At 46.9% G+C, this 17407-nt stretch carries 26 protein-coding genes; 4 read left to right on the top strand and 22 right to left on the bottom strand.

The genetic code is table 11. The features are described 5' to 3' along the window. Positions 1-214: 214 nt before the first annotated feature. From ACJMM4_RS01250 to ACJMM4_RS01230, 5 genes are all read right to left on the bottom strand, one after another. Positions 215-592, bottom strand: a complete 378-nt coding sequence (locus ACJMM4_RS01250; protein ID WP_405382683.1) for a hypothetical protein — start codon at positions 590-592, stop codon at positions 215-217. Positions 593-609: 17 nt separating this feature from the next. Continuing rightward, positions 610-951: a hypothetical protein gene (locus ACJMM4_RS01245; RefSeq protein ID WP_405382681.1), complete on the bottom strand. Its 342-nt coding sequence runs from the start codon at positions 949-951 to the stop codon at positions 610-612. A gap of 15 nt (positions 952-966) precedes the next feature. Beyond that, positions 967-1137, bottom strand: a complete 171-nt coding sequence (locus ACJMM4_RS01240; protein ID WP_405382679.1) for a hypothetical protein — start codon at positions 1135-1137, stop codon at positions 967-969. Positions 1138-1430: 293 nt separating this feature from the next. Beyond that, positions 1431-1580 carry a hypothetical protein gene (locus tag ACJMM4_RS01235; RefSeq protein WP_405382677.1) on the bottom strand — a complete coding sequence of 50 codons (150 nt, stop codon included), beginning with the start codon at positions 1578-1580 and terminating at the stop codon, positions 1431-1433. Between the two features lie 21 nt (positions 1581-1601). Continuing rightward, positions 1602-1793 (bottom strand): hypothetical protein, encoded by a 192-nt coding sequence (locus ACJMM4_RS01230; protein ID WP_405382675.1) that lies wholly within the window; start codon positions 1791-1793, stop codon positions 1602-1604. Positions 1794-1939: 146 nt separating this feature from the next. Between ACJMM4_RS01230 and ACJMM4_RS01225 the strand changes: the two genes are divergently transcribed. From ACJMM4_RS01225 to ACJMM4_RS01215, 3 genes are all read left to right on the top strand, one after another. Then, positions 1940-2437, top strand: coding sequence for a helix-turn-helix domain-containing protein (locus ACJMM4_RS01225; RefSeq protein WP_405382673.1), 498 nt, complete (start codon positions 1940-1942; stop codon positions 2435-2437). A 29-nt stretch (positions 2438-2466) separates the two neighbouring features. Further along, positions 2467-2889, top strand: a complete 423-nt coding sequence (locus ACJMM4_RS01220) for a hypothetical protein (RefSeq protein ID WP_405382671.1) — start codon at positions 2467-2469, stop codon at positions 2887-2889. 157 nt (positions 2890-3046) lie between these two features. Beyond that, positions 3047-4420 (top strand): recombinase family protein, encoded by a 1374-nt coding sequence (locus tag ACJMM4_RS01215; protein ID WP_405382669.1) that lies wholly within the window; start codon positions 3047-3049, stop codon positions 4418-4420. Positions 4421-4489: 69 nt separating this feature from the next. Here ACJMM4_RS01215 and ACJMM4_RS01210 read toward each other — a convergent pair whose 3' ends face one another. The 17 genes from ACJMM4_RS01210 to ACJMM4_RS01130 form a co-directional block, all read right to left on the bottom strand. Beyond that, positions 4490-4651, bottom strand: a complete 162-nt coding sequence (locus ACJMM4_RS01210) for a hypothetical protein (protein ID WP_405382667.1) — start codon at positions 4649-4651, stop codon at positions 4490-4492. Continuing rightward, positions 4648-4854, bottom strand: coding sequence for a ribbon-helix-helix protein, CopG family (locus ACJMM4_RS01205; protein WP_405382665.1), 207 nt, complete (start codon positions 4852-4854; stop codon positions 4648-4650). Before ACJMM4_RS01205 ends, ACJMM4_RS01210 begins: the two co-directional genes overlap by 4 nt. A gap of 54 nt (positions 4855-4908) precedes the next feature. After that, positions 4909-5130, bottom strand: a complete 222-nt coding sequence (locus tag ACJMM4_RS01200) for a hypothetical protein (RefSeq protein WP_405382663.1) — start codon at positions 5128-5130, stop codon at positions 4909-4911. A 132-nt stretch (positions 5131-5262) separates the two neighbouring features. Then, positions 5263-5649, bottom strand: a complete 387-nt coding sequence (locus ACJMM4_RS01195) for a hypothetical protein (RefSeq protein ID WP_405382661.1) — start codon at positions 5647-5649, stop codon at positions 5263-5265. A gap of 58 nt (positions 5650-5707) precedes the next feature. Beyond that, positions 5708-5941 carry a hypothetical protein gene (locus ACJMM4_RS01190; protein WP_405382659.1) on the bottom strand — a complete coding sequence of 78 codons (234 nt, stop codon included), beginning with the start codon at positions 5939-5941 and terminating at the stop codon, positions 5708-5710. A gap of 263 nt (positions 5942-6204) precedes the next feature. Next, a complete protein-coding gene (locus ACJMM4_RS01185) occupies positions 6205-6789 on the bottom strand; it encodes a hypothetical protein (RefSeq protein ID WP_405382657.1) in 585 nt (194 codons plus the stop codon). Positions 6790-6802: 13 nt separating this feature from the next. After that, positions 6803-8671, bottom strand: coding sequence for a glucosaminidase domain-containing protein (locus ACJMM4_RS01180; RefSeq protein WP_405382655.1), 1869 nt, complete (start codon positions 8669-8671; stop codon positions 6803-6805). Between the two features lie 145 nt (positions 8672-8816). Continuing rightward, complete coding sequence (locus tag ACJMM4_RS01175; protein ID WP_405382653.1) at positions 8817-9326, bottom strand: phage holin family protein; 510 nt, start codon at positions 9324-9326, stop codon at positions 8817-8819. A 4-nt stretch (positions 9327-9330) separates the two neighbouring features. Next, positions 9331-9564 (bottom strand): hypothetical protein, encoded by a 234-nt coding sequence (locus ACJMM4_RS01170; RefSeq protein ID WP_405382651.1) that lies wholly within the window; start codon positions 9562-9564, stop codon positions 9331-9333. Next, entirely contained in the window at positions 9545-9757 is a 213-nt protein-coding gene (locus ACJMM4_RS01165) for a hypothetical protein (RefSeq protein ID WP_405382649.1), read from the bottom strand. Before ACJMM4_RS01165 ends, ACJMM4_RS01170 begins: the two co-directional genes overlap by 20 nt. After that, positions 9757-10125 carry a hypothetical protein gene (locus ACJMM4_RS01160; RefSeq protein WP_405382647.1) on the bottom strand — a complete coding sequence of 123 codons (369 nt, stop codon included), beginning with the start codon at positions 10123-10125 and terminating at the stop codon, positions 9757-9759. Before ACJMM4_RS01160 ends, ACJMM4_RS01165 begins: the two co-directional genes overlap by 1 nt. Continuing rightward, positions 10082-11647, bottom strand: a complete 1566-nt coding sequence (locus tag ACJMM4_RS01155) for an RNA-directed DNA polymerase (protein WP_405382645.1) — start codon at positions 11645-11647, stop codon at positions 10082-10084. Before ACJMM4_RS01155 ends, ACJMM4_RS01160 begins: the two co-directional genes overlap by 44 nt. A gap of 460 nt (positions 11648-12107) precedes the next feature. Beyond that, on the bottom strand, positions 12108-13769 hold the full coding sequence (locus ACJMM4_RS01150) for a hypothetical protein (protein WP_405382643.1): 1662 nt from the start codon (positions 13767-13769) through the stop codon (positions 12108-12110). A 19-nt stretch (positions 13770-13788) separates the two neighbouring features. Then, positions 13789-14469: a hypothetical protein gene (locus ACJMM4_RS01145; RefSeq protein ID WP_405382641.1), complete on the bottom strand. Its 681-nt coding sequence runs from the start codon at positions 14467-14469 to the stop codon at positions 13789-13791. A 19-nt stretch (positions 14470-14488) separates the two neighbouring features. After that, on the bottom strand, positions 14489-15670 hold the full coding sequence (locus ACJMM4_RS01140; protein ID WP_405382639.1) for a phage tail protein: 1182 nt from the start codon (positions 15668-15670) through the stop codon (positions 14489-14491). Between the two features lie 12 nt (positions 15671-15682). After that, entirely contained in the window at positions 15683-16390 is a 708-nt protein-coding gene (locus ACJMM4_RS01135; RefSeq protein WP_405382637.1) for a phage distal tail protein, read from the bottom strand. A gap of 12 nt (positions 16391-16402) precedes the next feature. Then, entirely contained in the window at positions 16403-16657 is a 255-nt protein-coding gene (locus tag ACJMM4_RS01130) for a hypothetical protein (RefSeq protein ID WP_405382635.1), read from the bottom strand. 73 nt (positions 16658-16730) lie between these two features. Here ACJMM4_RS01130 and ACJMM4_RS01125 point away from each other — a divergent pair. Continuing rightward, positions 16731-17407, top strand: a 677-nt coding sequence (locus ACJMM4_RS01125; RefSeq protein WP_405382633.1) for a hypothetical protein, incomplete at its 3' end; no start/stop codon positions are given.

Genomic DNA, 17407 nt, shown 5'->3' with positions numbered 1-17407 from the left:
ACATTATATGTATAATGTTTATATCTTTATGGCGGTATATGTTGACTTGTTAATATCAATTACAAGCCCGGTTTATACTGCTTTAGCCCGTAAAAAATACGGCACTTTTGCGGCTGTCTATTGACTTTATGCGCATAATACAGTACAATAATATTGCTTTGATGTGCCGCCCCGTGTTACCGCCAAATAACACAAACGGGGCGGTTCTTTTTTGTTATTCAATTTTTACGCGGCTGCCCTCTGGCAGTCCTGCATATCTCATAATAACGGCTACTGCTTTGTTGCCGTCTATGATAACCTCCGGCGCGTCCTCTGCGTCGTTCATTGCCTGTTCTAGCTTGTCTAACTGTTTCTGCTGCGCCGCCGTCGGTTTCTTTCCTTTGTACGCCTCTTCTAACGTCCTGCCGGTTATCTTCCGTTTGTACTCGTTGTACGCTCTTTCTTTTTCTTCCAGTTCTTCAATGTTCACCGTTGCGCAGCTTGCAAGTTCCTTTTTCAGTTTCTTTAACTCGCGATCCGCAGCGCGCAGGCGTTCATATTCCAGTAATGGCAGCCCGTTAACGGTTAATGTGCTTTCTATGTTCTGCTCCATCTTTAGCCCCTCATTGCCTACATTACCTCGGCTAAATCTCCTAAAACGTCGGCTGCTGCCGCGTCCGTGATCTGCTTTAAGTGGTCGTATAACGCGAAAACCTGCGGCAGTTCTTCCGGTGTTGAAAACGGCATTATTGTTACTGCTTTTTCTCCGCTGTTTTCAATGCCCATAACAGCAACCTCTAAAACCTTTTTCGCGTCCTCTTTGCTGTCGTACTCTGCCATAACGCGCGCCTCGCCTAACCCGCCGTCGTGTACCTGCAGTACGTGCTTTTTGCCTTTGCTCTTTACTTCAAGCCCGTAATAGTTAGTAAAATTGATAACGCTTTCTTTATCCTGTGATACTAATAAGATCATGCCGTTAACCTCCTGTTATAAATATTCTTCCAGTAACCAACGCAACGCCTCTATGCAATCGTGTTTTGTTACATTGCTAAAACCGCCCCTGTCTAATAACGTCTGTATCGCTACTAACTTCTTTTCCTGGTCGTCGTCGCTGCTGCCGATCTGCTTAAAAACTTTCTTTGCTTCTGGTAAATCCATTTTAAAAACCTCGTTCTTTCTTGCCCGGTTCCGGTATGCAATGTATTTCTAATACTTCGTCCTCTCTGATCCGGTGCGCCTCTGCGTATGTCCTCCACATTTCCGTTAACTCTTCCTTTGCGGTTCTCCAATCGTTACACTGAAAAGTAACGGTTTGTTTGTCGAACCTGCCGCGCCCGTATGTGATACGGTAATACGGTTTTCCTACTTCCGTAGCTAATAACCCGCGGTTTCTAAACGCTTCATAAATTGTCATTGTGCCCGCCTTTCTTGACTTGCCCCTGCAGTATGTGTTATACTGCTAATTGCTCTAAATGCCTTTTGGCATTGCCGCAGGTGCTTGTCCCATCTGCGGCTTTTTTAATTTCTTTAACCGCGACGGTCACGCCCTCACGGGCTGCGATAATTTCCGCTAATGCTCTATAAAACTTTTCTACGTCCATTCCGTCGCCCCTTTCCATCTATTAAATTGCTACTGCCTGCTGCTGCGGTGCTAATACCTGTTCGGTTTTCTTTTTGTCCTCTTCTCTGGTTGCCGCGCGTGTGCCTGCTAAATAGCATTCCAAACCGAACAATTCTTTTTCATTCAGTTTTGCAACTAAAAATATTGCGCGTTTATCTCTTTCGCTAATTGTAAAATTGTCTTTGTTTGCCATGTGCAACGCTCCTTTCTGTACTGTATGCGTCTATTATATGTCGCTTACATTCTTTTGTCAATCTCTTTTTGTACTGTTTGCGACATTTTCCGCTTTACTTTTTCGGTCTGTTGTTATATACTCTCTTTAGAAAGGAGTGCTGATATATGGACGCTATCAACGAACGCTTTATTGAATTAAGAAAAGCGTGTAAAAAAAATCAAACTGAATTTTCTAAAATCCTTGGTCTTTCCCGCTCTGGTGTCGCTGATATTGAAACCGGCAGGCGCAACGTTACTGAAAAACATTTAGTAATGCTTTCCAACTGGGACGAATACAACGTTAATATTGAATGGTTACGTACCGGTACCGGCAATATGTTTTTACCTAGTGAAACCGATACTTTAGAAGCTATACGCCGTGAATACCGCTTAACTGATCCGCAGTTTAAATTTGTTTCTAACTTCCTGCGACTTCCAGAAAACGAAAAGGATATTATTTTTAATTTCCTGCAATCTGTTTTTGATAATGGAAACGAAACCGTAGAGGATAAAATAGAAAAGGAACTCGACGCATACCGCGCAGAATTAGAGTTAGAAGCAAGACGGGCGGGAAAATTATCAGTTTCCGACGTGCTTACAGAAAACGACACAAAAGAGGCTTAATAGATTTTACATGATAGGGGGTTTTGTTTTTGAAACGTAAAAACGTAGAAAAGAAAAAAGGTTCTAAAAAGAAATGGTTTATTGTAGCTGCTGTTGTTATTGCCGCTGTCGCTGCCGCTTCCGGTGGTGGCAATGGTAATAACGGCAGTAACCCCGTTTCCTCTGTTTCTTCCCAGTTAGAGGAAACGGCAGCTATTCCAGATTATAAAAATATCTCAAATAGTGAATATGCGCGCGACGGCAAAAAGTGTATTACTTACCGTGTTTCTGTTTCTTCCGATCTCTCGGACGACGAATTAACCGCAGTCTTTAACGACGTGTGCAACGACGATTATTATTTACATACCGTATTTTATTATAGCAGCGACGATAAAGCCGACGGCGGCGACGCTTACGACGTTGCAATGTTAGAGGAAACCGCGCCCGGTTCCGATCCTGTTATTACTCGTTAAATATAAAAAGAAAACCGCCGGTTTCCCGGCGGCGTTCCCTCTTCCACCTGTGCGGCGGCGTTGGTATTCTCTTTAATTGGCGTTATAGATTATACCACAATAAAGCCGCGTTTGCATAGGCTTTATTTTTTATACTCTTTTTTAGGTGGTGTTATCTATGGCAAACAAAAAGCTAACTAAACAGGTGCCCGGCGCGCTGCTCCGCGTCGCTGTCTATATCCGTGTATCAACCGACGCACAGGCGAAAAAGGGCGATAGCATGGACGAACAATTAGAAACGTGTACCAATTACATAGACGGTAACGACAATATGGTACTGCAGGGCGTTTATGTTGACGACGGTATAAGCGGGCAAAAACTTAACCGCGGCGACTTTTCCCGCCTCATGGAGAACGTGCGCGCCGGTTCCGTGGACTTTATCATATTCACAAAATTAGATAGGTGGTTTCGTAATCTCCGGCATTATCTGAATACGCAGGACACATTAGAAAAACACGGCGTTAATTGGCTTGCCGTGTCGCAGCCTTATTATGATACGTCAACCCCGCAGGGACGGGCATTTATAGCCCAGTCTATGACGTTTGCGGAATTAGAGGCGCAGAACGATAGCGAACGTATTTTATCGGTGTTCGATTATAAATACCGGCACGGTGAGGTATTAAGCGGCAGCGCGCCGTTAGGTCTTTCTATCGTTAATAAACATTTGCAGCCGGACGATAACGCGCCGGTTGCTCTGGATATATTCAAATACTACGCCCGCACCGGATCGCTAAACGCTACTATTGCCTACATGGAACAACGGCACGGTATAGTTATGTCGCAGGCTAATTTAAAAAAATCTATCCTAACCAATACAAAATATATAGGCGTGTTCCGGGACAATCTGGAATACTGCCCGGCAATCGTCCCGCGTGATCTGTTCGACGACGTGCAACGAAAACTTTCTATTAACGTCAAGTCGTCGCAGAAATACGTATATGTGTTTACCGGTCTTTTAAAATGTCGGTGCGGTCATGCTATGACGGGTGCTATGCAGTCCACGCGCCGCCGCGATCGCGTTTATAAATACCCGGTCTACCGTTGCACTGCTGCATATCCTAACAAACGCTGCAGCAACCGTAAAATTGTTAACGAACACACTTTAGAACGCTATTTACTGGATAATATAAAACCGCTGCTTTCCGGGTATCTGGTCGAATATGAGGTTAAAGCTGCGCCGATTATGGATAACGCCCAACGCCGCGCCGCGATCTATAAAAAGATAGATAAATTAAAAGAACTGTTTGTTAATGATCTGATAACGTTAGATGAATTTAAAGAAGATAAAGCCGCATATTTGCGGCAATTAGACGAACTGCAGGACGATAGCGCACCCGTAAAGGATTTAGACGGGCTGCGCCGGTTCCTTGAAATGGATATAGAAAAGATATACGAAACGCTAACCAATGAGGAAAAACGGTATTTGTGGCGTTCAGTCATAAAGGAAATTACAAGCGACGAAAACCACAATTACACCGTTACTTTTTTATAGCCTTGTTATGCTTGTAACTGGTAATTGCCTGTCGGTTAGTGTTAATTACAAGTATAAAACGGGCGGCGGTTATTCCTGCTGCCCGTTCTCTCTTTCTATCTTTTCTTTTATTGCCTCTATTGCTATATCTATTGCCCGGCATTCCCCGCGTGCCTGCGGGAATAACCCGCCATACTCTTCTAAAACTTCTATTGCCTGCTGCAACGTCATTTCTTCGCCCGCTTTATTCATTTTGCCGCCTTGCTTTCCTCTAAGTCTTTTCTAATCAGATCGCGGATATATTCGTTAATGCTCTTTCCTGCTGCCGCTGCCTGCTTCTCAATAACTGCTTTCTGCCCTGCCGGTACCGTTAAATTGATACGGTCGTATTTCTCTTTGATATAACCGTTAATATACTGACTTTGGTTAAAATTCCCGCTTGCTTTTCTTGCCATGTTCTGCGCCTCCCGTTCTGATCCGGGCGGCAGCTGCGCCGCCCTGTGTGTTATTTATGCTAAACAATACTTTCTTAATTCGTTGTCTGCTGCTTCGCCGCTCTCTAACCATCTGTCGAACGCTTCCGGGAAACGCTTTTCGATTTCGTCCATTAACCAACCGCGCACCGTTGGAACCTCTGCGCTGTGGTTATGTTCTGTCATTTCCCAAACCTCAAATAACTGGTTGTTGCTTAATGCTGCTATTTTCTTCATTGCCTTTTCTGCTGCTTTCATGTTGTTACCGCCTTTCGTTTGTGCTTTGCTTTGATGATATTATTATAAATTATTATGCGCATAATGTCAATAGTATTATGCGCAAAATGTTAAATAAAATAACGCGGGGTTTCTGATCGCCCCGCGCTTTCTTTAAAATAAAAATCCTTTATCAACTAAAAATCTGATCCAATCGCACCCGGTCACGTCCTCGCGTGCTGCGAACTTCTCAAACTCTTCTTTGTTTGTTACGCCGTCCTCTTGCATGAAACGTTTAGCGGTTTCTAAACTGTTTGTATAAAATACGTGTTCTGCAAAGAACGTTCTTTTAACTTCGTTGTAATTGTTTCTTTCTCTTCCCGGTGTCTGCATTGTTACCGTTATACACGGTCTTCCTGTCTTTGCTCCTAAACCTTTACTAATTACAACCGCGTTACTGAATAACCAACCGTTCCAACCTCTGCGGTTTGGTGCAAATTGTGTTCTTGGTACTTCTACCAAATCCCCCGGTTTGATCTTCTCAAAATTAACTTTTCTCATTTCTTTAACCTCCGCTTTGATGTTTTCCCGGCGGCAGCTGCCGCCGGTATGATCCGGTTTATATAGCCGGTAAATATGTAACTGTTCCAACGAACCCGCCCGCGTCAATGATTGACTGCAGGGCGTTTTTACCGGTGTTGCCTTTGAGGATATAAGGCTTTTTGCCATCTAATGAGCAAATGCCCTTTCCCTCTTCTACTAATGCGTAGTGTGTACCGGTGATATAGCCGCCGCGTGCTCCGCAATATTTACCGTTCATTTCCTTTGCTGTGATCTTCATAACCTTTAACATATTCGTTACCGCCTTTCATGTGTTGTTTGCTTTGATGATGTTATTATACTGCATTATGCGCATAATGTCAATAGTATTATACGCATAATGTTAAAATATTTTTTTCTTTCCTCAAAACTGCCGTTTCTTTTCCGGTGCCTATAAATGTCCGTCAAATAAAAAACACGCAGGTTTAACGCGCCTGCGTGTTAGCTTAATTCGTTTTAATGCGTTTAACGCGTTAGAAACGCGCGCCGTGTGTTAAACGTGCGTTTTGCGTGCGTTTAGTCTGGTGTAAACTCTGTGTCCTCCGGTCTGCCGGAAATGTAACGCCCGTTTTCCATCTTGTAAAGAGTGCCGCCCGCAATGTCTAAACGCATGGTAACGCGTGCTTTGTGTCCGGTCTTTGCAATACCGCACTTGTGCCCGTCCTCCCAACTTGCCGCGTTTCTAATTGCGATCATGCCCGCACGCACAACGGTAATAGTTCCGTTTACGCTTGTGAACTTCTCGCCTGCTGCCTCCTGCAGCTTTTCTAACTCTTCCTTTGTGATCGTTCCCACCTGCTGCCCCTCGGCGTTATAGGTGTTTACGCTGCCGTCCGGGTTTTCCTCTAACGCGCCCTCTGGTACGTCGTCGGTTAACTCTACCTTGATTTCTTCCGGCTTTTCTTCCTCCGGTTCGTTAATAGCTGCTGCCAGTTCTTCCGCTGTTGGTTTTGCCGGTTCCTCTGCCGGGTAAACCTTAACGCCGTTTTCGTCGTACACGTTCGCGCCGATCTTGTCCGCGGCTTTCTTTGCGTTCTGGATTGTTTTATAACCCCCGTCCGCAGGGTTAAAAGATGTTCCCACGTAGTACATTGTTTTCATGCCTCGCTTTCTCTTATTTTACTTTGGTGCAAAAATCTAAGCTAATCCAACCGTCTTTACCGTCGGCGTATGCTTTGAGCAATCCCCATTTAGACGCGCCCGCGCCGTTCTTCTCTGCAACAATGGTAAATGTGCCCTTTCCGGTGTACTTTGGCTTTCCGTCCTCTTTGTGGTAATCGTAGGTTGTGCCCGCTCCCTTTCTAATGCGCAGGTCGTCAACCTCTACGCGCACTGTGTACGGGAACGTCGCAGCCGGTGTTACTGCCGGGTAAACCTGTTTTCCGTCGTTGTCGAATACCTTATAGCCTACGTTTGCAAGGCACGCGTTAACGGCGTTCTGCAGCTGCTTAAATGCTCCAATCTGTGTTTTGCTGTCCTCCCACTTTTTGCGCACTCTGTAATAACCGGTTCCGGCTGTGCTTTCTTTCTGTTCCGGTGTTGCCTTAAACTTCACATACTCCGGCACTGCAGTAATATAACGTCTGCTACCGCCGTCGTCGATCTGATAAAATTTTTCGTCTGCAGAAATGCCGTTAACGGTAAATGTCGCGCCGGTATAAACCACGCGCGCCACATTATCGGTAAACGCAGGTGTTTTTCTAATGTTGATACCGTCGTTAACGCCGTGGGTTCCCTCATAGATAACGGTAACGGTTCCCGCTAACGGGTTAATCTTCTGTGCGCCGTCGTCGGTAACTGCCGGTGTTCCGTCTACGCTGATCTTGCCGCCCGCCATCTTTGCCTCTACGTCCTTTCTAAATCCTGCCGGACTTAAACCGAACTTGCCCCAGATATGTTCCGGGTCGCCGTGGTTGCTTGCCAGTCCTCGCGCGTGTCCCTCTTTGTGAGAAATAATAACGCCGTCTTTCATAGGGTCTAACCCGAACTGCTGACAGCGCAGCGCGAAATATTCTACCGCGTGTTTGTAGTTTGCCAGTACAACCGCTTTTGTGTTGGAACCGTCGCCCAGTTCTACCCAACCGCTGCCGCTTGTGTACTTGATCGTCGCAGGCTCGCACATTTCAATACCAATGTGCGTATTGTTTCCGCTGCCGTTGCTGCCGCTGCCGCAATGCCAGTTTCTAATAGCGGTTCCATTCTCCGGGTATACCGGCAGTCCCTGCAGTACCTGCCCGTCGTGCTGAATAACCGCTTGTACCGCTGCGTTTGCCCCGCTCTGGTTCTCATTGTTAATAATGTTCTGCGCCTTTTCGCAAGGGCACCCGATAGAATGAATATACATTCCCTGCACTTTGATTTTTGTACCCGCCTTATAACACGGGCTGTTTTTCATGGTCTTGTCAACTAATGTAATAGCCATTTTCTGCGCCTCGCTTTCTTTGTTGCTCTCTGCTGCCGCAGCCTGCTTGTCATATGCCGTTAAATCATTTTCCGTGATTAACTTCATAATCTTATCAATGTATTGTGTATCTGTTGCGTAACCGCCGTTTTTAATGATCGTTATAGCGGTGCGCGGGTCCTTTTCTCCCTTCAGCCCTGTATAACGCTTTTTGCTGCCGTTCATTGCTCCCAGTAAATACGCGCTATGGTCGCCTACGCTTTCCGCAACGGACGGGTACGCCCTAAAGTCTGCCGTAATGTAGTAAATGTTTCCTTTGCCGTCGTCCTCCGGTGTCTGCTTCGTATAGACGCTCACGCCGTCCCACGTACTGCCCGCCCAGGCGTTGCCGGATAAAACGCGTTTCATACCAAAAAGGTTATTAGCTTCGCGGGCTAAATCGGTGTTGCCGTACCCGCTTTCTAATATTGCCTGCGCGATCGTTACCGACGCAAGAACGCCGTTTTTCTTCATATCTGCTACGACGTGCGGCGCAATCTCTGTAATAAACTGCGCTTTACTCTTTGTGTAAACTGTCGCCATCTTCTGCGCCTCGCTTTCTTCGTTCTTCCTCTTCTATCCGGGAACAACGCCCGGACACAATGCAGCAACAATATAACGCGCCGCAAAATGTCAACGTTGCCCCCGCTAATACTGCTTTTACGAAACTAATAAAGTATTCTAACATTTACTCTTTCTTTTCCTCGTCGCCGCCTGCTGATCCGGTACCGGTCGCGCCAATCTCTCGCGGTTTGTTAATAACAAGTTCGTCTGCATTGTCCGGCAGTTCGTCGGTGTAGTTGTGCAAAAACTTTTCTACCCTCGCCCATACCCAACGAACCGGCAGCCCGCACAAATACATATTCTTTAAAATGCTGACAACCTCATAACAGATATAAAGCAGCCCGAAAAACTCCGCGGTTCCGATAACGTCCATTCCGATATATGCGCGCGCCTCTTCCGGGATAAATCCAATGAGGTTAATATTTACAAGTCGGTCAACGATTGCCAAACCTGCAATACTGATAACCATAGAGATTTTTCTAATTGCCCCGTCAATGCCGAAACAACTATTAAACTTGTGTTCCTTAATTGCTCGGATCACTCCGAAAACTGTATCAAAACATACCGCAACCATAACTAACACAATAATTTTATTGTGCATGATCTGCGTTAACACTTCTAACAACTTATCCATGCTGTTAAATCCTCCTGCTATTGTATTCAATCGTATCTAATAGACGTTCTGCCTCTTCCGCTCTTTCCTTGAATTTCTCAATAGCGGGCGTTCTTTCTTCGGTGCCGTCATGCCCCGGTTGTATAAATTCTATGTTGTCTACGTTTTTCTGGTGTTCTAATTCTGTTATCAGATCATGCACCAACTCGACTAACATATTTGTTACTGTGCAAAGGTCGTTAATTACTTTCAATAACATTTTCCACCGCCTGCGCTGCCTCCGGTTCTTCCTCTTCCGGCTGCAGTTCCTTTAAAACCGCCTCGCGCAGCTGCTCTTTTTCTTCGTCGTCCAGATTAGTATAGCTGTTAATAACCGCGTCAAGTTCTGCGCCTGCCTTTACCTTTACAATAACAGCTTTAACAAATACTCTTAACTTTACCGGGCTTAACATTACTCTACACCTCCGATCAAATCAGTAATTAAAATTAAAATGTCGTCCTGTGTTGCGCGCAGGTCGCCATTTTCTACCATTAACGCCGCCAACTTGTCCGCGCTCTGTGTTGGCTGTCCGGCTGCTTCTTCTGCCTTTGCCAGTTCCATAAATACGGCTTTATTCTTTTCGGCGTACTTCTGCAGGTTCGCCGTTTCCGGGTATGTCAAACGGTAAATATCGCTTTCGTACTCGGTCGCCTCCTGCCCGTCCTCATGGATAACCGGCTGCGGGAAAATGTTTGTTACTACGACAACCTCCACAAATCCCGCCTGCGCGCTTGGTTCAATCCTTACGCCCTCCGGCTTTTCTGCTGTTCTCTGCTTCATGCCTTATAACCTCCTTTAAATCGTGTATCGGTATCACGTTATCAATATACTTTACGGTAAAATTGTAACTGTCGGTGTTCTTCGTCCAACCTAAATAACTTAAACAGCCCGCCGCCGTGTGAGGGTCTACGTTTTCCATCTTTGCCGCCTTTGCATATAGTCGGCGTATACGCAGGGAATTGTTACGCCTTATGCTTGTATGATCCCGGTAAAACCTAAACCCCATAAAATCAACGTCCCGCCCCGCGTGGCGTGTGATTGTCCCGTATTCCATGCGCCGCATATGCGGGCATAATTGCCGCACCTGTTCGCAGATCGTGGCTATATGTGGCAGCGCGGGCGCGTCCTGCCCTATGTACGCGGGCGGTATCTGTATAAATATCTGTTTATACTGTTCCTGCCCTTTGTGCGTTTTCTTCCGGGCTTTCGTGTCCTTATGCTTTCGCCTATATACCACTTTATACGGCACTTTCAGCCGCCGCAGGTCGTTTGTGATTAACTCCACGGTAACTGTTAAATTGTCCGTCCGTTTGCACTTATCAATTACAATCCCGTATTCCGTAACGATATGATCCACGCGGAAAACCTGCCAGTTATCTTTTAGACGCAAACCGAACGGTTTTAAATAAACGTCGATTGCCTCTAAAACTTTGTGTAACTCTTTCTTATTGCGCCCAAACAATACGTAATCGTCCATATAGCGCATTGCGTATTTAACGCGCAGCTGCTCTTTTATGAAATGGTCTAACCGCTGCAAAATCCAATTAGCAAACCATTGTGACGTATATGTACCAATCGGCAGCCCCTCCGGGTAACTACCTATAATTGTATCTATCAACCACAACGCCGTTTCGTCCGCTATGTACCTGCGAAACTCCCGTTTTGCTGCTGTCTGGTTAATGCTCTGGTAAAACTTTGATATGTCTATCTTTGCGCAATATTTCGTGTTTGGTTCGTCCTGCAACCATCTTTCTATAAACCGCTTTCCATAGTGTGCGCCGCGCCCCGGTATGCTCGCGCAGGTATGCGCTACCATACCCCGCATAATAACGGGCGTGATCGCCATAATTAAAACCCAGTGAAAAACTTGGCTAACTACGGTCGTTGCCGCTATCTTCCTGCGCTTGCGCCTTATACCGTCATTTATATAAAATTCCCGGTACGCGTCCGGCACCCAGTCTCGGTTTATGATCCGATCTCTAACCCATATAACGAACCGTTCTATATTCTGTTGGGTGGTCTTGGTTTCGTCATGCGCTAATATCTCCTGCAGCTGTTCGCGCTCTTTCTTGCTGCCGATCCGTTTGTAAAGCTGTTTCTTTGCCTGCTCATACGTTACCGGCTTCCCTGTCGCCTCGCTCCACGCTTTCGCGTGTAACTCTATATTTTCTTTTACTGTCCGGTCGCCGTCTGCTAATTTATCCCATAGCCTGCGCCGTTTCGTATGGTTGCATAATACCCGGCGTGTTGCGCTGTCTATTAGCTGCAGGTTGTTAAAATCTATATATTTAACACGTTTCATGTTATCTTCGTTCTTTAACCTCAATGGCTTTCGGTTTTTACTACTAACCACACAACGCCGCCCACGTCGGCGCGTCCCTCCACCCTCGCGGGCTTTAGGTGCTGCGAACGGTTAATTTCTGCCCGCCGGTTTCCCGGCGTGTGGATTTCCACCTGCGGCAAGCGGTACGGCGCGCCATTACAAATAATGTTAAAGAACGACGGGAACCGCGGTTCGCATTCGCATTGGACGGGGCATTGTTGCAATTAGAGTAGGAACGCCCGGCATTACGCCCATTGTTCAAATTCCCACCGCGCCAAACAACCATAAGCCCTGCGGCAGAGTTGTAGTTAGCAGCAAAACCGGCTCCGACGTGCGCCGTATCGCCTTATTTATCTTTCTTTAGATTTTTACTTTACTGTTTTATGCTACACATAGCGGTGGATTGCTCCCCCGTTCCCCCTTTGGTCGCTCCGCGCCCTTACGCAGTGTAAGAACGACGGGAACCGCGGTACGCATGCGCAGCGGACGGGGCATTGTCGCAATCAGAGTAGGAACGCCCGGCAACACGCCCATAGGTCAAATACCCACCGCGCCAAACAACCAGAAGCCCTGCGGCAGAGTAGTAGTTAGCAGCAAAACCGGTAGTAGTGCCCGCGCCGTTTCCTGTCTGTACCGGGTTTTTAATGTGCGGGTAACGTTCGTCAAATCCCATGTTACGGATATATACGCCTGTTTCGTGCGCGTTCTCATACGCTACCGGGATATAATGATCTGTCAGTTTATTGTCATAGTTGCCGCCGTGCATATCGTCGCAGAAATAGGTCTGATAATCGTTAATTAACAGGTCATGGATAATGTCGAACTGCTTACCGTATGGCGTTTCAATCCATCTGTAACGGCAGTCGTGTAAACCGTCATTTGCTACGGTGCCGGACGGTGCCGTTAATGTGTCGGTCTGTCCGGTCTTGTTCGGAAAACCTGTTACGCAGTGTGTCTGCGCGGTAATGTTTACCGGTGTGCCGTCGAAAACGATAGCCGTATGTGTATCATTAAACGGCTTTACTTCCAGAACTTCGCGCGCGTCAAAAACGTTTCTTGCGTCGCAGCTTGTACCCACGCCGATTAAGTCCCCAACTAAGAAGTTGTCAGCGTGCGCGTTGGTAACAATAATACGGTTTGTGTTTTCCTCGGATAACTGCGCCTTTCTGTCGCTGCCCCAGTAACGGGACGTTTCGCCCAACATGATAGACTGCTGATCTCTGGTTGCAAACTCTACGTCCATAAGTAAATCAATAATTTCCTCGTCCTCGGACGTTGTACCGGAAATACCCACGCCCATAGCTTTATACTTTGTCATAAAGCTATTAAAGCTGCCGTATGCCGGGATCGCGCCGGAAACGGAAACTAAATTACCGTCTGCGTCCTCGCTTGCGCGGTATGCTGCAAGATATGTTTTGTTCTGTCCCCTTGCAAGTGAACGCTGCAGCTTTTTAGGGATATAGTAACCGTCGCCCGGTGCGCCGCTTACCCATTTTTCCTCTTTCTCGGTGTCGTAAATGTGTTTCGCCCAAAACAGCGGGATTTCTACCCATACGTTGCCGTTGCTGCCGTCTGCCTTAAACTGTGGGTTCTTTACTCCGTCGGTTCCGTATTCGTAACAATCAACCTCAAAAAGCCCGGTTTCTACGTTCCAATCGCCATTACAACGGCGCATTGCATTCCACGGGTAAAGATTATCAAAATCATTTTCGTTTACGGTGTCCCCGATCTGTACGCCCGCTTTCATGTTTACCGCGTCGCCTACGCGGGTACCCTTTGCCGCTGTGCTGCCTGCAAGCCAACGAACGCCGTAACGTCTAATTGTCTTGTCTGCCAGTTCTGCTAACACTTCCTCGCACGCTGCTAACGCCTGCGCTGCCTGCTGCGCGTATGTGTTCGCCTGTCCTACCTGTCCCGTTACCCATGCAGGATCATAGAGGTACGGCAGTTTCTTCCAACCGGTCACGCCGTCGCCTGTCTTTAACGCCTTTGTGCCGTCTGTTCTAACCTCAATCGCTAACTCTTTATACTCTAAAACGCGGTCGCTCGCGTTCCAATTAGCGGTAGTATCGGTTTTAATTCTAATGGTACTTGTTGCCATCTTTTAAACCTCTCTTTCTTTATGGTCGTGTTTCCGCGGTGCCGCCGTCGATATTGTGCGTATCAACGTTTAAAGCGTCGCCGCCGTCAATGTTAATCGTGAGATTGTTATACATTGTCTGCACTGCTGCCGTATTGTCTGCTACGTGCTGTTCAGACGTTGCCGCAGCTGCCGCAGAATTTCCGGCGGCTGTCTTTGCTGCCGTTGCCGTTTCCGCTGCTGTTACTGCTGTGTTCTTTGCTGCCGTCGCCGTCTGCGCTGCTTCTTTCGCTCCCTTAACGTCTACTTGCGCCTGTTCGGTCGCCGCGTTCAGTTCCCTAATCATGGTATCTACTACGCGTTCCTCGTCCGGCGTTACGTCGTCGTCCGGCTTGGCGCGGTGCTGTGGGGTAAATGTAACCTGTTTAATGGTCTTGCCCCCGTCCGCGTCCGGGTTCACGATATAGATATACGCGTAAACCTTTTTTGCAAACTGCAGGCACTTAAACGGCACGTCTGCAACTAAAATTCCATGTGATACGGTACCCACACGGGTTGTTGCTGTTTCCTCTCCGTCTAATGCAAAATGTACTTCTGTATGGTTTGGCAGTTCCAACGCCTCCAAACCCGTTACCTGCAGTTTCTGCCCCCAGTCGTACTGGTAAACGTTGTACGCTCGCGCCTCTTTCTGCTCCGGGCTTTCAAAATGTGCATAAATCATTTTGCGGGTTCTCCTTTCTTTAGTTGTAGGCGTTGCCGCCCTCTATGGTTATTAGTTCGTCGCTTTCCGCGTCGCCGTCGTCTAAATCGACTGTTTCAACCGTTGCGGCGTTGCCCCCGTCTATATTGGTGCCGGTTAATTCCATTAGCGTCTGCAGCATTGCGTCCGGCGTTATTGTTCCGTCCGTTCCTATTGCGCTACTTAACGCGGCCGTGTTGTCTGCCTCTTCTTTCTGTATGTCGATAAAATCTAACCGCGGGTTGCTGATCTCGCATTCATTTAATGCCGTTTCGTGCATATATACGGTTAGCTTAACAATACGCTGCTTTAATCTGGTGCCGGTTCTCTTGCTAACAAGTGTTACCGTGTCCCCGATCCAATACGACAATATGCCGTATTTATCCGGGTACTTTCTGGCAAGGTCGATAACGTCCGCTGTGTATGCTGCGTATGGTCTGCTTAATTCTTCCAACTTATACGTTGCGTCCTCTAACAAATCCTCTACAACGGTGTAGCGTTCATCTTTCCAAATCTTCAATTTGTACTTGTCGCTAAACTGGTGATTTTCTATTATCCTGCTGCCGCCGTTTACACTCTCGATTGTTAGCCCGTCTTTTCCTATCGGTAAAATAGCGGTGTAAAAATCGTATGTCGTTTTCTCTCCGCTTGCTTTCCGCAGGTTTAAGTCCTCGATAAAGTACGCTCCGCGATCCTCTCCGTACTGCTCATAGAAAGATAACGTTTTGTTTATGCTGTCTACGACTAATTCCGCGGTATAGGTTCGTTTCATTTGCTTTATCACGTCCCACATACTGCAGTATGTTTTTGTAATGCTTCGTCGGCGTTTAACGTCGCAATATGCAACGTGCCAACCCGTGCCCGCTACTAAATCCTCTACCGCTAAATCTAACTGCCTACGCTTACACGTAAACTTTTCTATATCGCTTTCCAGTTCTTCTATATTCTGCTGCCCGGAAATGGTTATATATGTGCCGCCCGGCTTAACGGACTTAATCACATATTCCGCGTGTTCAGTCTGTATATAGTTCTCATTTTCCAGATATTCCACGTAACGCCCGTTATACGGATATTTAAACGTTAACGTTGCGTCGCTGTTCTTTAAATCGAACTTTTCCCACGTTTCGTTATCGCCTTTTAAAACGCCTATTGCGTTATGGTTCCTATCGTAGATTTTTAACATTGCGCCGCCCTCCTATAACCACATAGGATAGTAACGCAGTGTTATATTGCATACGTTTTCAGAAAACGTTATAAGCTGTTCGCCCGCCTGCAGGTGCGGAAACTCAAACATAACCACGTCGTTAAATTTGTTCTGCCCGTCCTGCGTTACGGTACCCGTTAGCCCGTCAATATAAATCGTGTGCCCTTTGGTTAGGTTTTTAATTTCTATGCCGCGTTCTGCAATTCCATAAATGCCGAACGTTGCTAAATCAAATTCCGGCGTTATCTCGATCATAACGGGCGTGTCGCGCGTTCCCTCTGCAAAAACGTATTCCTGCGACTTCCTGCCGATTTCTATAACCTGCTGTTCTTCGTCGCGCATATAACCGGTTGCTTTGATCGTCATTTTATAAACGCCCGGATCAACCGTTTTCTTTGCTGTCGGGTTTTCCTGCAGTACGCCAATAAATACCCAACCTTTATAACCGTCTAATTTATACTGTGCCTCGCCTGCTGCCAGTGCGTGCAACCGTGATATATTCCTGTTTACTTCCTGCCTGCTGCTTCCGGTCACTTTCAAAACAACGGTTAATTCCTTGAACGTTACCCGCTGATCTACCAATAACGGCAGCCTTGCGCCTGGGTTCCATTCATACGTTATATTTTGAGTAGACGGGGCAAAGTCTACTGTTAACTGCTTTGCCCCGTATAAATTAACCGGTGTTCCGTTAATTAACATTTCCTCGCCCCCTTATCGTCTACTTTTATAATCTTCGGCTAATTCCTGCTTTACGCGCTGATATGTCCGCGCGCTTACTTCGTCGCCGTCCACATAGAAATGATTTTCTACAATGGTGTTGCTGCCCGTCATTTTATCTATTTTCCTGTCTAACAATTCTGTCAGATAGTCATAAAAGCCCGCCAATGGCAATATTGCTTCTGCTCCTGCCTCTCCTCCGGCTAACAGTCTATTTCCTGTCATTCCGAAAACGGTAGGGTTCATCATAATACCACCCTCTTTATACCAACTAACAGAAAAATGTGGTACGGACGGCGGGTTAATAGAAAAACGTCCAGATATGCCGACGTGCGGTAATGAGATACCGCCGCCGCCGATTTTTGGTAACGACAATCTAATATTGCTTACCGTTGATCTGATTGTGCTTAACGCGCTTGATACCGCGCTTTTCGCAGTATTTAAAACGCTTGTGTTAATCGTTGGCAGCTTCAAACCTAAACCGTTTAACGTTGACTTAATGCCATTAAACGCCGTGGTTGCTGCAGTCTTTGTAGCATTAAACGCCGTGGTTGCGCTTGTCTTTAACCCGTTCGCTGCTGTCGTTGCTGCAGACTTAATTCCGTTCCACGCGGTACTGCTTGCCGACTTTATACCGTTCTCTGCGCTCGATACCGCCGACTTAATGCCGTTCCACGCCGTCGTTAACGACGTTTTCAAACCGTTACCGGCTGTTGTGGCTGTGGTCTTAATCGCATTCCATGCGGTGCTACTCGCGGTCTTTATGCCGTTTTCTGCCGTACTAACTGCCGTCTTAATTCCGTTCCACGTTGTCGTTAACCCGGTCTTTAGCGCATTGCCTGCCGTGGTTGCCGCTGTCTTAACAGCATTCCACGCGGTACTACTTGCCGTCTTAATTGCATTTTCCGCGGTGCTAACCGCTGTCTTAATGCCGTTCCATGCGGTTGTTAAACCGGTCTTTAAGGCGTTGCCCGCTGTCGTGGCTGCCGTCTTAACGGC

Source organism: Phascolarctobacterium sp. (assembly GCF_045124115.1).
Lineage (GTDB): Bacteria > Bacillota > Negativicutes > Acidaminococcales > Acidaminococcaceae > Phascolarctobacterium_A.
The sequence above is the reverse complement of the archived record's forward strand: the minus strand, read 5'-3'. Positions and strand labels throughout refer to the sequence as shown.

Bases quoted from the DNA above. Each gene is read 5' to 3' on its own strand.
- ACJMM4_RS01230 (WP_405382675.1), bottom strand. From the start codon at position 1,793: ATGGCAAACAAAGACAATTTTACAATTAGCGAAAGAGATAAACGCGCA.
- ACJMM4_RS01150 (WP_405382643.1), bottom strand. From the start codon at position 13,769: ATGGCAACAAGTACCATTAGAATTAAAACCGATACTACCGCTAATTGG.
- ACJMM4_RS01165 (WP_405382649.1), bottom strand. From the start codon at position 9,757: ATGTTAAGCCCGGTAAAGTTAAGAGTATTTGTTAAAGCTGTTATTGTA.
- ACJMM4_RS01190 (WP_405382659.1), bottom strand. From the start codon at position 5,941: ATGTTAAAGGTTATGAAGATCACAGCAAAGGAAATGAACGGTAAATAT.
- ACJMM4_RS01245 (WP_405382681.1), bottom strand. From the start codon at position 951: ATGATCTTATTAGTATCACAGGATAAAGAAAGCGTTATCAATTTTACT.
- ACJMM4_RS01215 (WP_405382669.1), top strand. From the start codon at position 3,047: ATGGCAAACAAAAAGCTAACTAAACAGGTGCCCGGCGCGCTGCTCCGC.
- ACJMM4_RS01135 (WP_405382637.1), bottom strand. From the start codon at position 16,390: ATGTTAATTAACGGAACACCGGTTAATTTATACGGGGCAAAGCAGTTA.
- ACJMM4_RS01130 (WP_405382635.1), bottom strand. From the start codon at position 16,657: ATGATGAACCCTACCGTTTTCGGAATGACAGGAAATAGACTGTTAGCC.
- ACJMM4_RS01175 (WP_405382653.1), bottom strand. From the start codon at position 9,326: ATGGATAAGTTGTTAGAAGTGTTAACGCAGATCATGCACAATAAAATT.
- ACJMM4_RS01210 (WP_405382667.1), bottom strand. From the start codon at position 4,651: ATGAATAAAGCGGGCGAAGAAATGACGTTGCAGCAGGCAATAGAAGTT.
- ACJMM4_RS01200 (WP_405382663.1), bottom strand. From the start codon at position 5,130: ATGAAAGCAGCAGAAAAGGCAATGAAGAAAATAGCAGCATTAAGCAAC.
- ACJMM4_RS01155 (WP_405382645.1), bottom strand. From the start codon at position 11,647: ATGAAACGTGTTAAATATATAGATTTTAACAACCTGCAGCTAATAGAC.
- ACJMM4_RS01205 (WP_405382665.1), bottom strand. From the start codon at position 4,854: ATGGCAAGAAAAGCAAGCGGGAATTTTAACCAAAGTCAGTATATTAAC.
- ACJMM4_RS01140 (WP_405382639.1), bottom strand. From the start codon at position 15,670: ATGTTAAAAATCTACGATAGGAACCATAACGCAATAGGCGTTTTAAAA.
- ACJMM4_RS01160 (WP_405382647.1), bottom strand. From the start codon at position 10,125: ATGAAGCAGAGAACAGCAGAAAAGCCGGAGGGCGTAAGGATTGAACCA.
- ACJMM4_RS01145 (WP_405382641.1), bottom strand. From the start codon at position 14,469: ATGATTTATGCACATTTTGAAAGCCCGGAGCAGAAAGAGGCGCGAGCG.
- ACJMM4_RS01225 (WP_405382673.1), top strand. From the start codon at position 1,940: ATGGACGCTATCAACGAACGCTTTATTGAATTAAGAAAAGCGTGTAAA.
- ACJMM4_RS01240 (WP_405382679.1), bottom strand. From the start codon at position 1,137: ATGGATTTACCAGAAGCAAAGAAAGTTTTTAAGCAGATCGGCAGCAGC.
- ACJMM4_RS01180 (WP_405382655.1), bottom strand. From the start codon at position 8,671: ATGGCGACAGTTTACACAAAGAGTAAAGCGCAGTTTATTACAGAGATT.
- ACJMM4_RS01170 (WP_405382651.1), bottom strand. From the start codon at position 9,564: ATGTTATTGAAAGTAATTAACGACCTTTGCACAGTAACAAATATGTTA.
- ACJMM4_RS01250 (WP_405382683.1), bottom strand. From the start codon at position 592: ATGGAGCAGAACATAGAAAGCACATTAACCGTTAACGGGCTGCCATTA.
- ACJMM4_RS01185 (WP_405382657.1), bottom strand. From the start codon at position 6,789: ATGAAAACAATGTACTACGTGGGAACATCTTTTAACCCTGCGGACGGG.
- ACJMM4_RS01195 (WP_405382661.1), bottom strand. From the start codon at position 5,649: ATGAGAAAAGTTAATTTTGAGAAGATCAAACCGGGGGATTTGGTAGAA.
- ACJMM4_RS01235 (WP_405382677.1), bottom strand. From the start codon at position 1,580: ATGGACGTAGAAAAGTTTTATAGAGCATTAGCGGAAATTATCGCAGCC.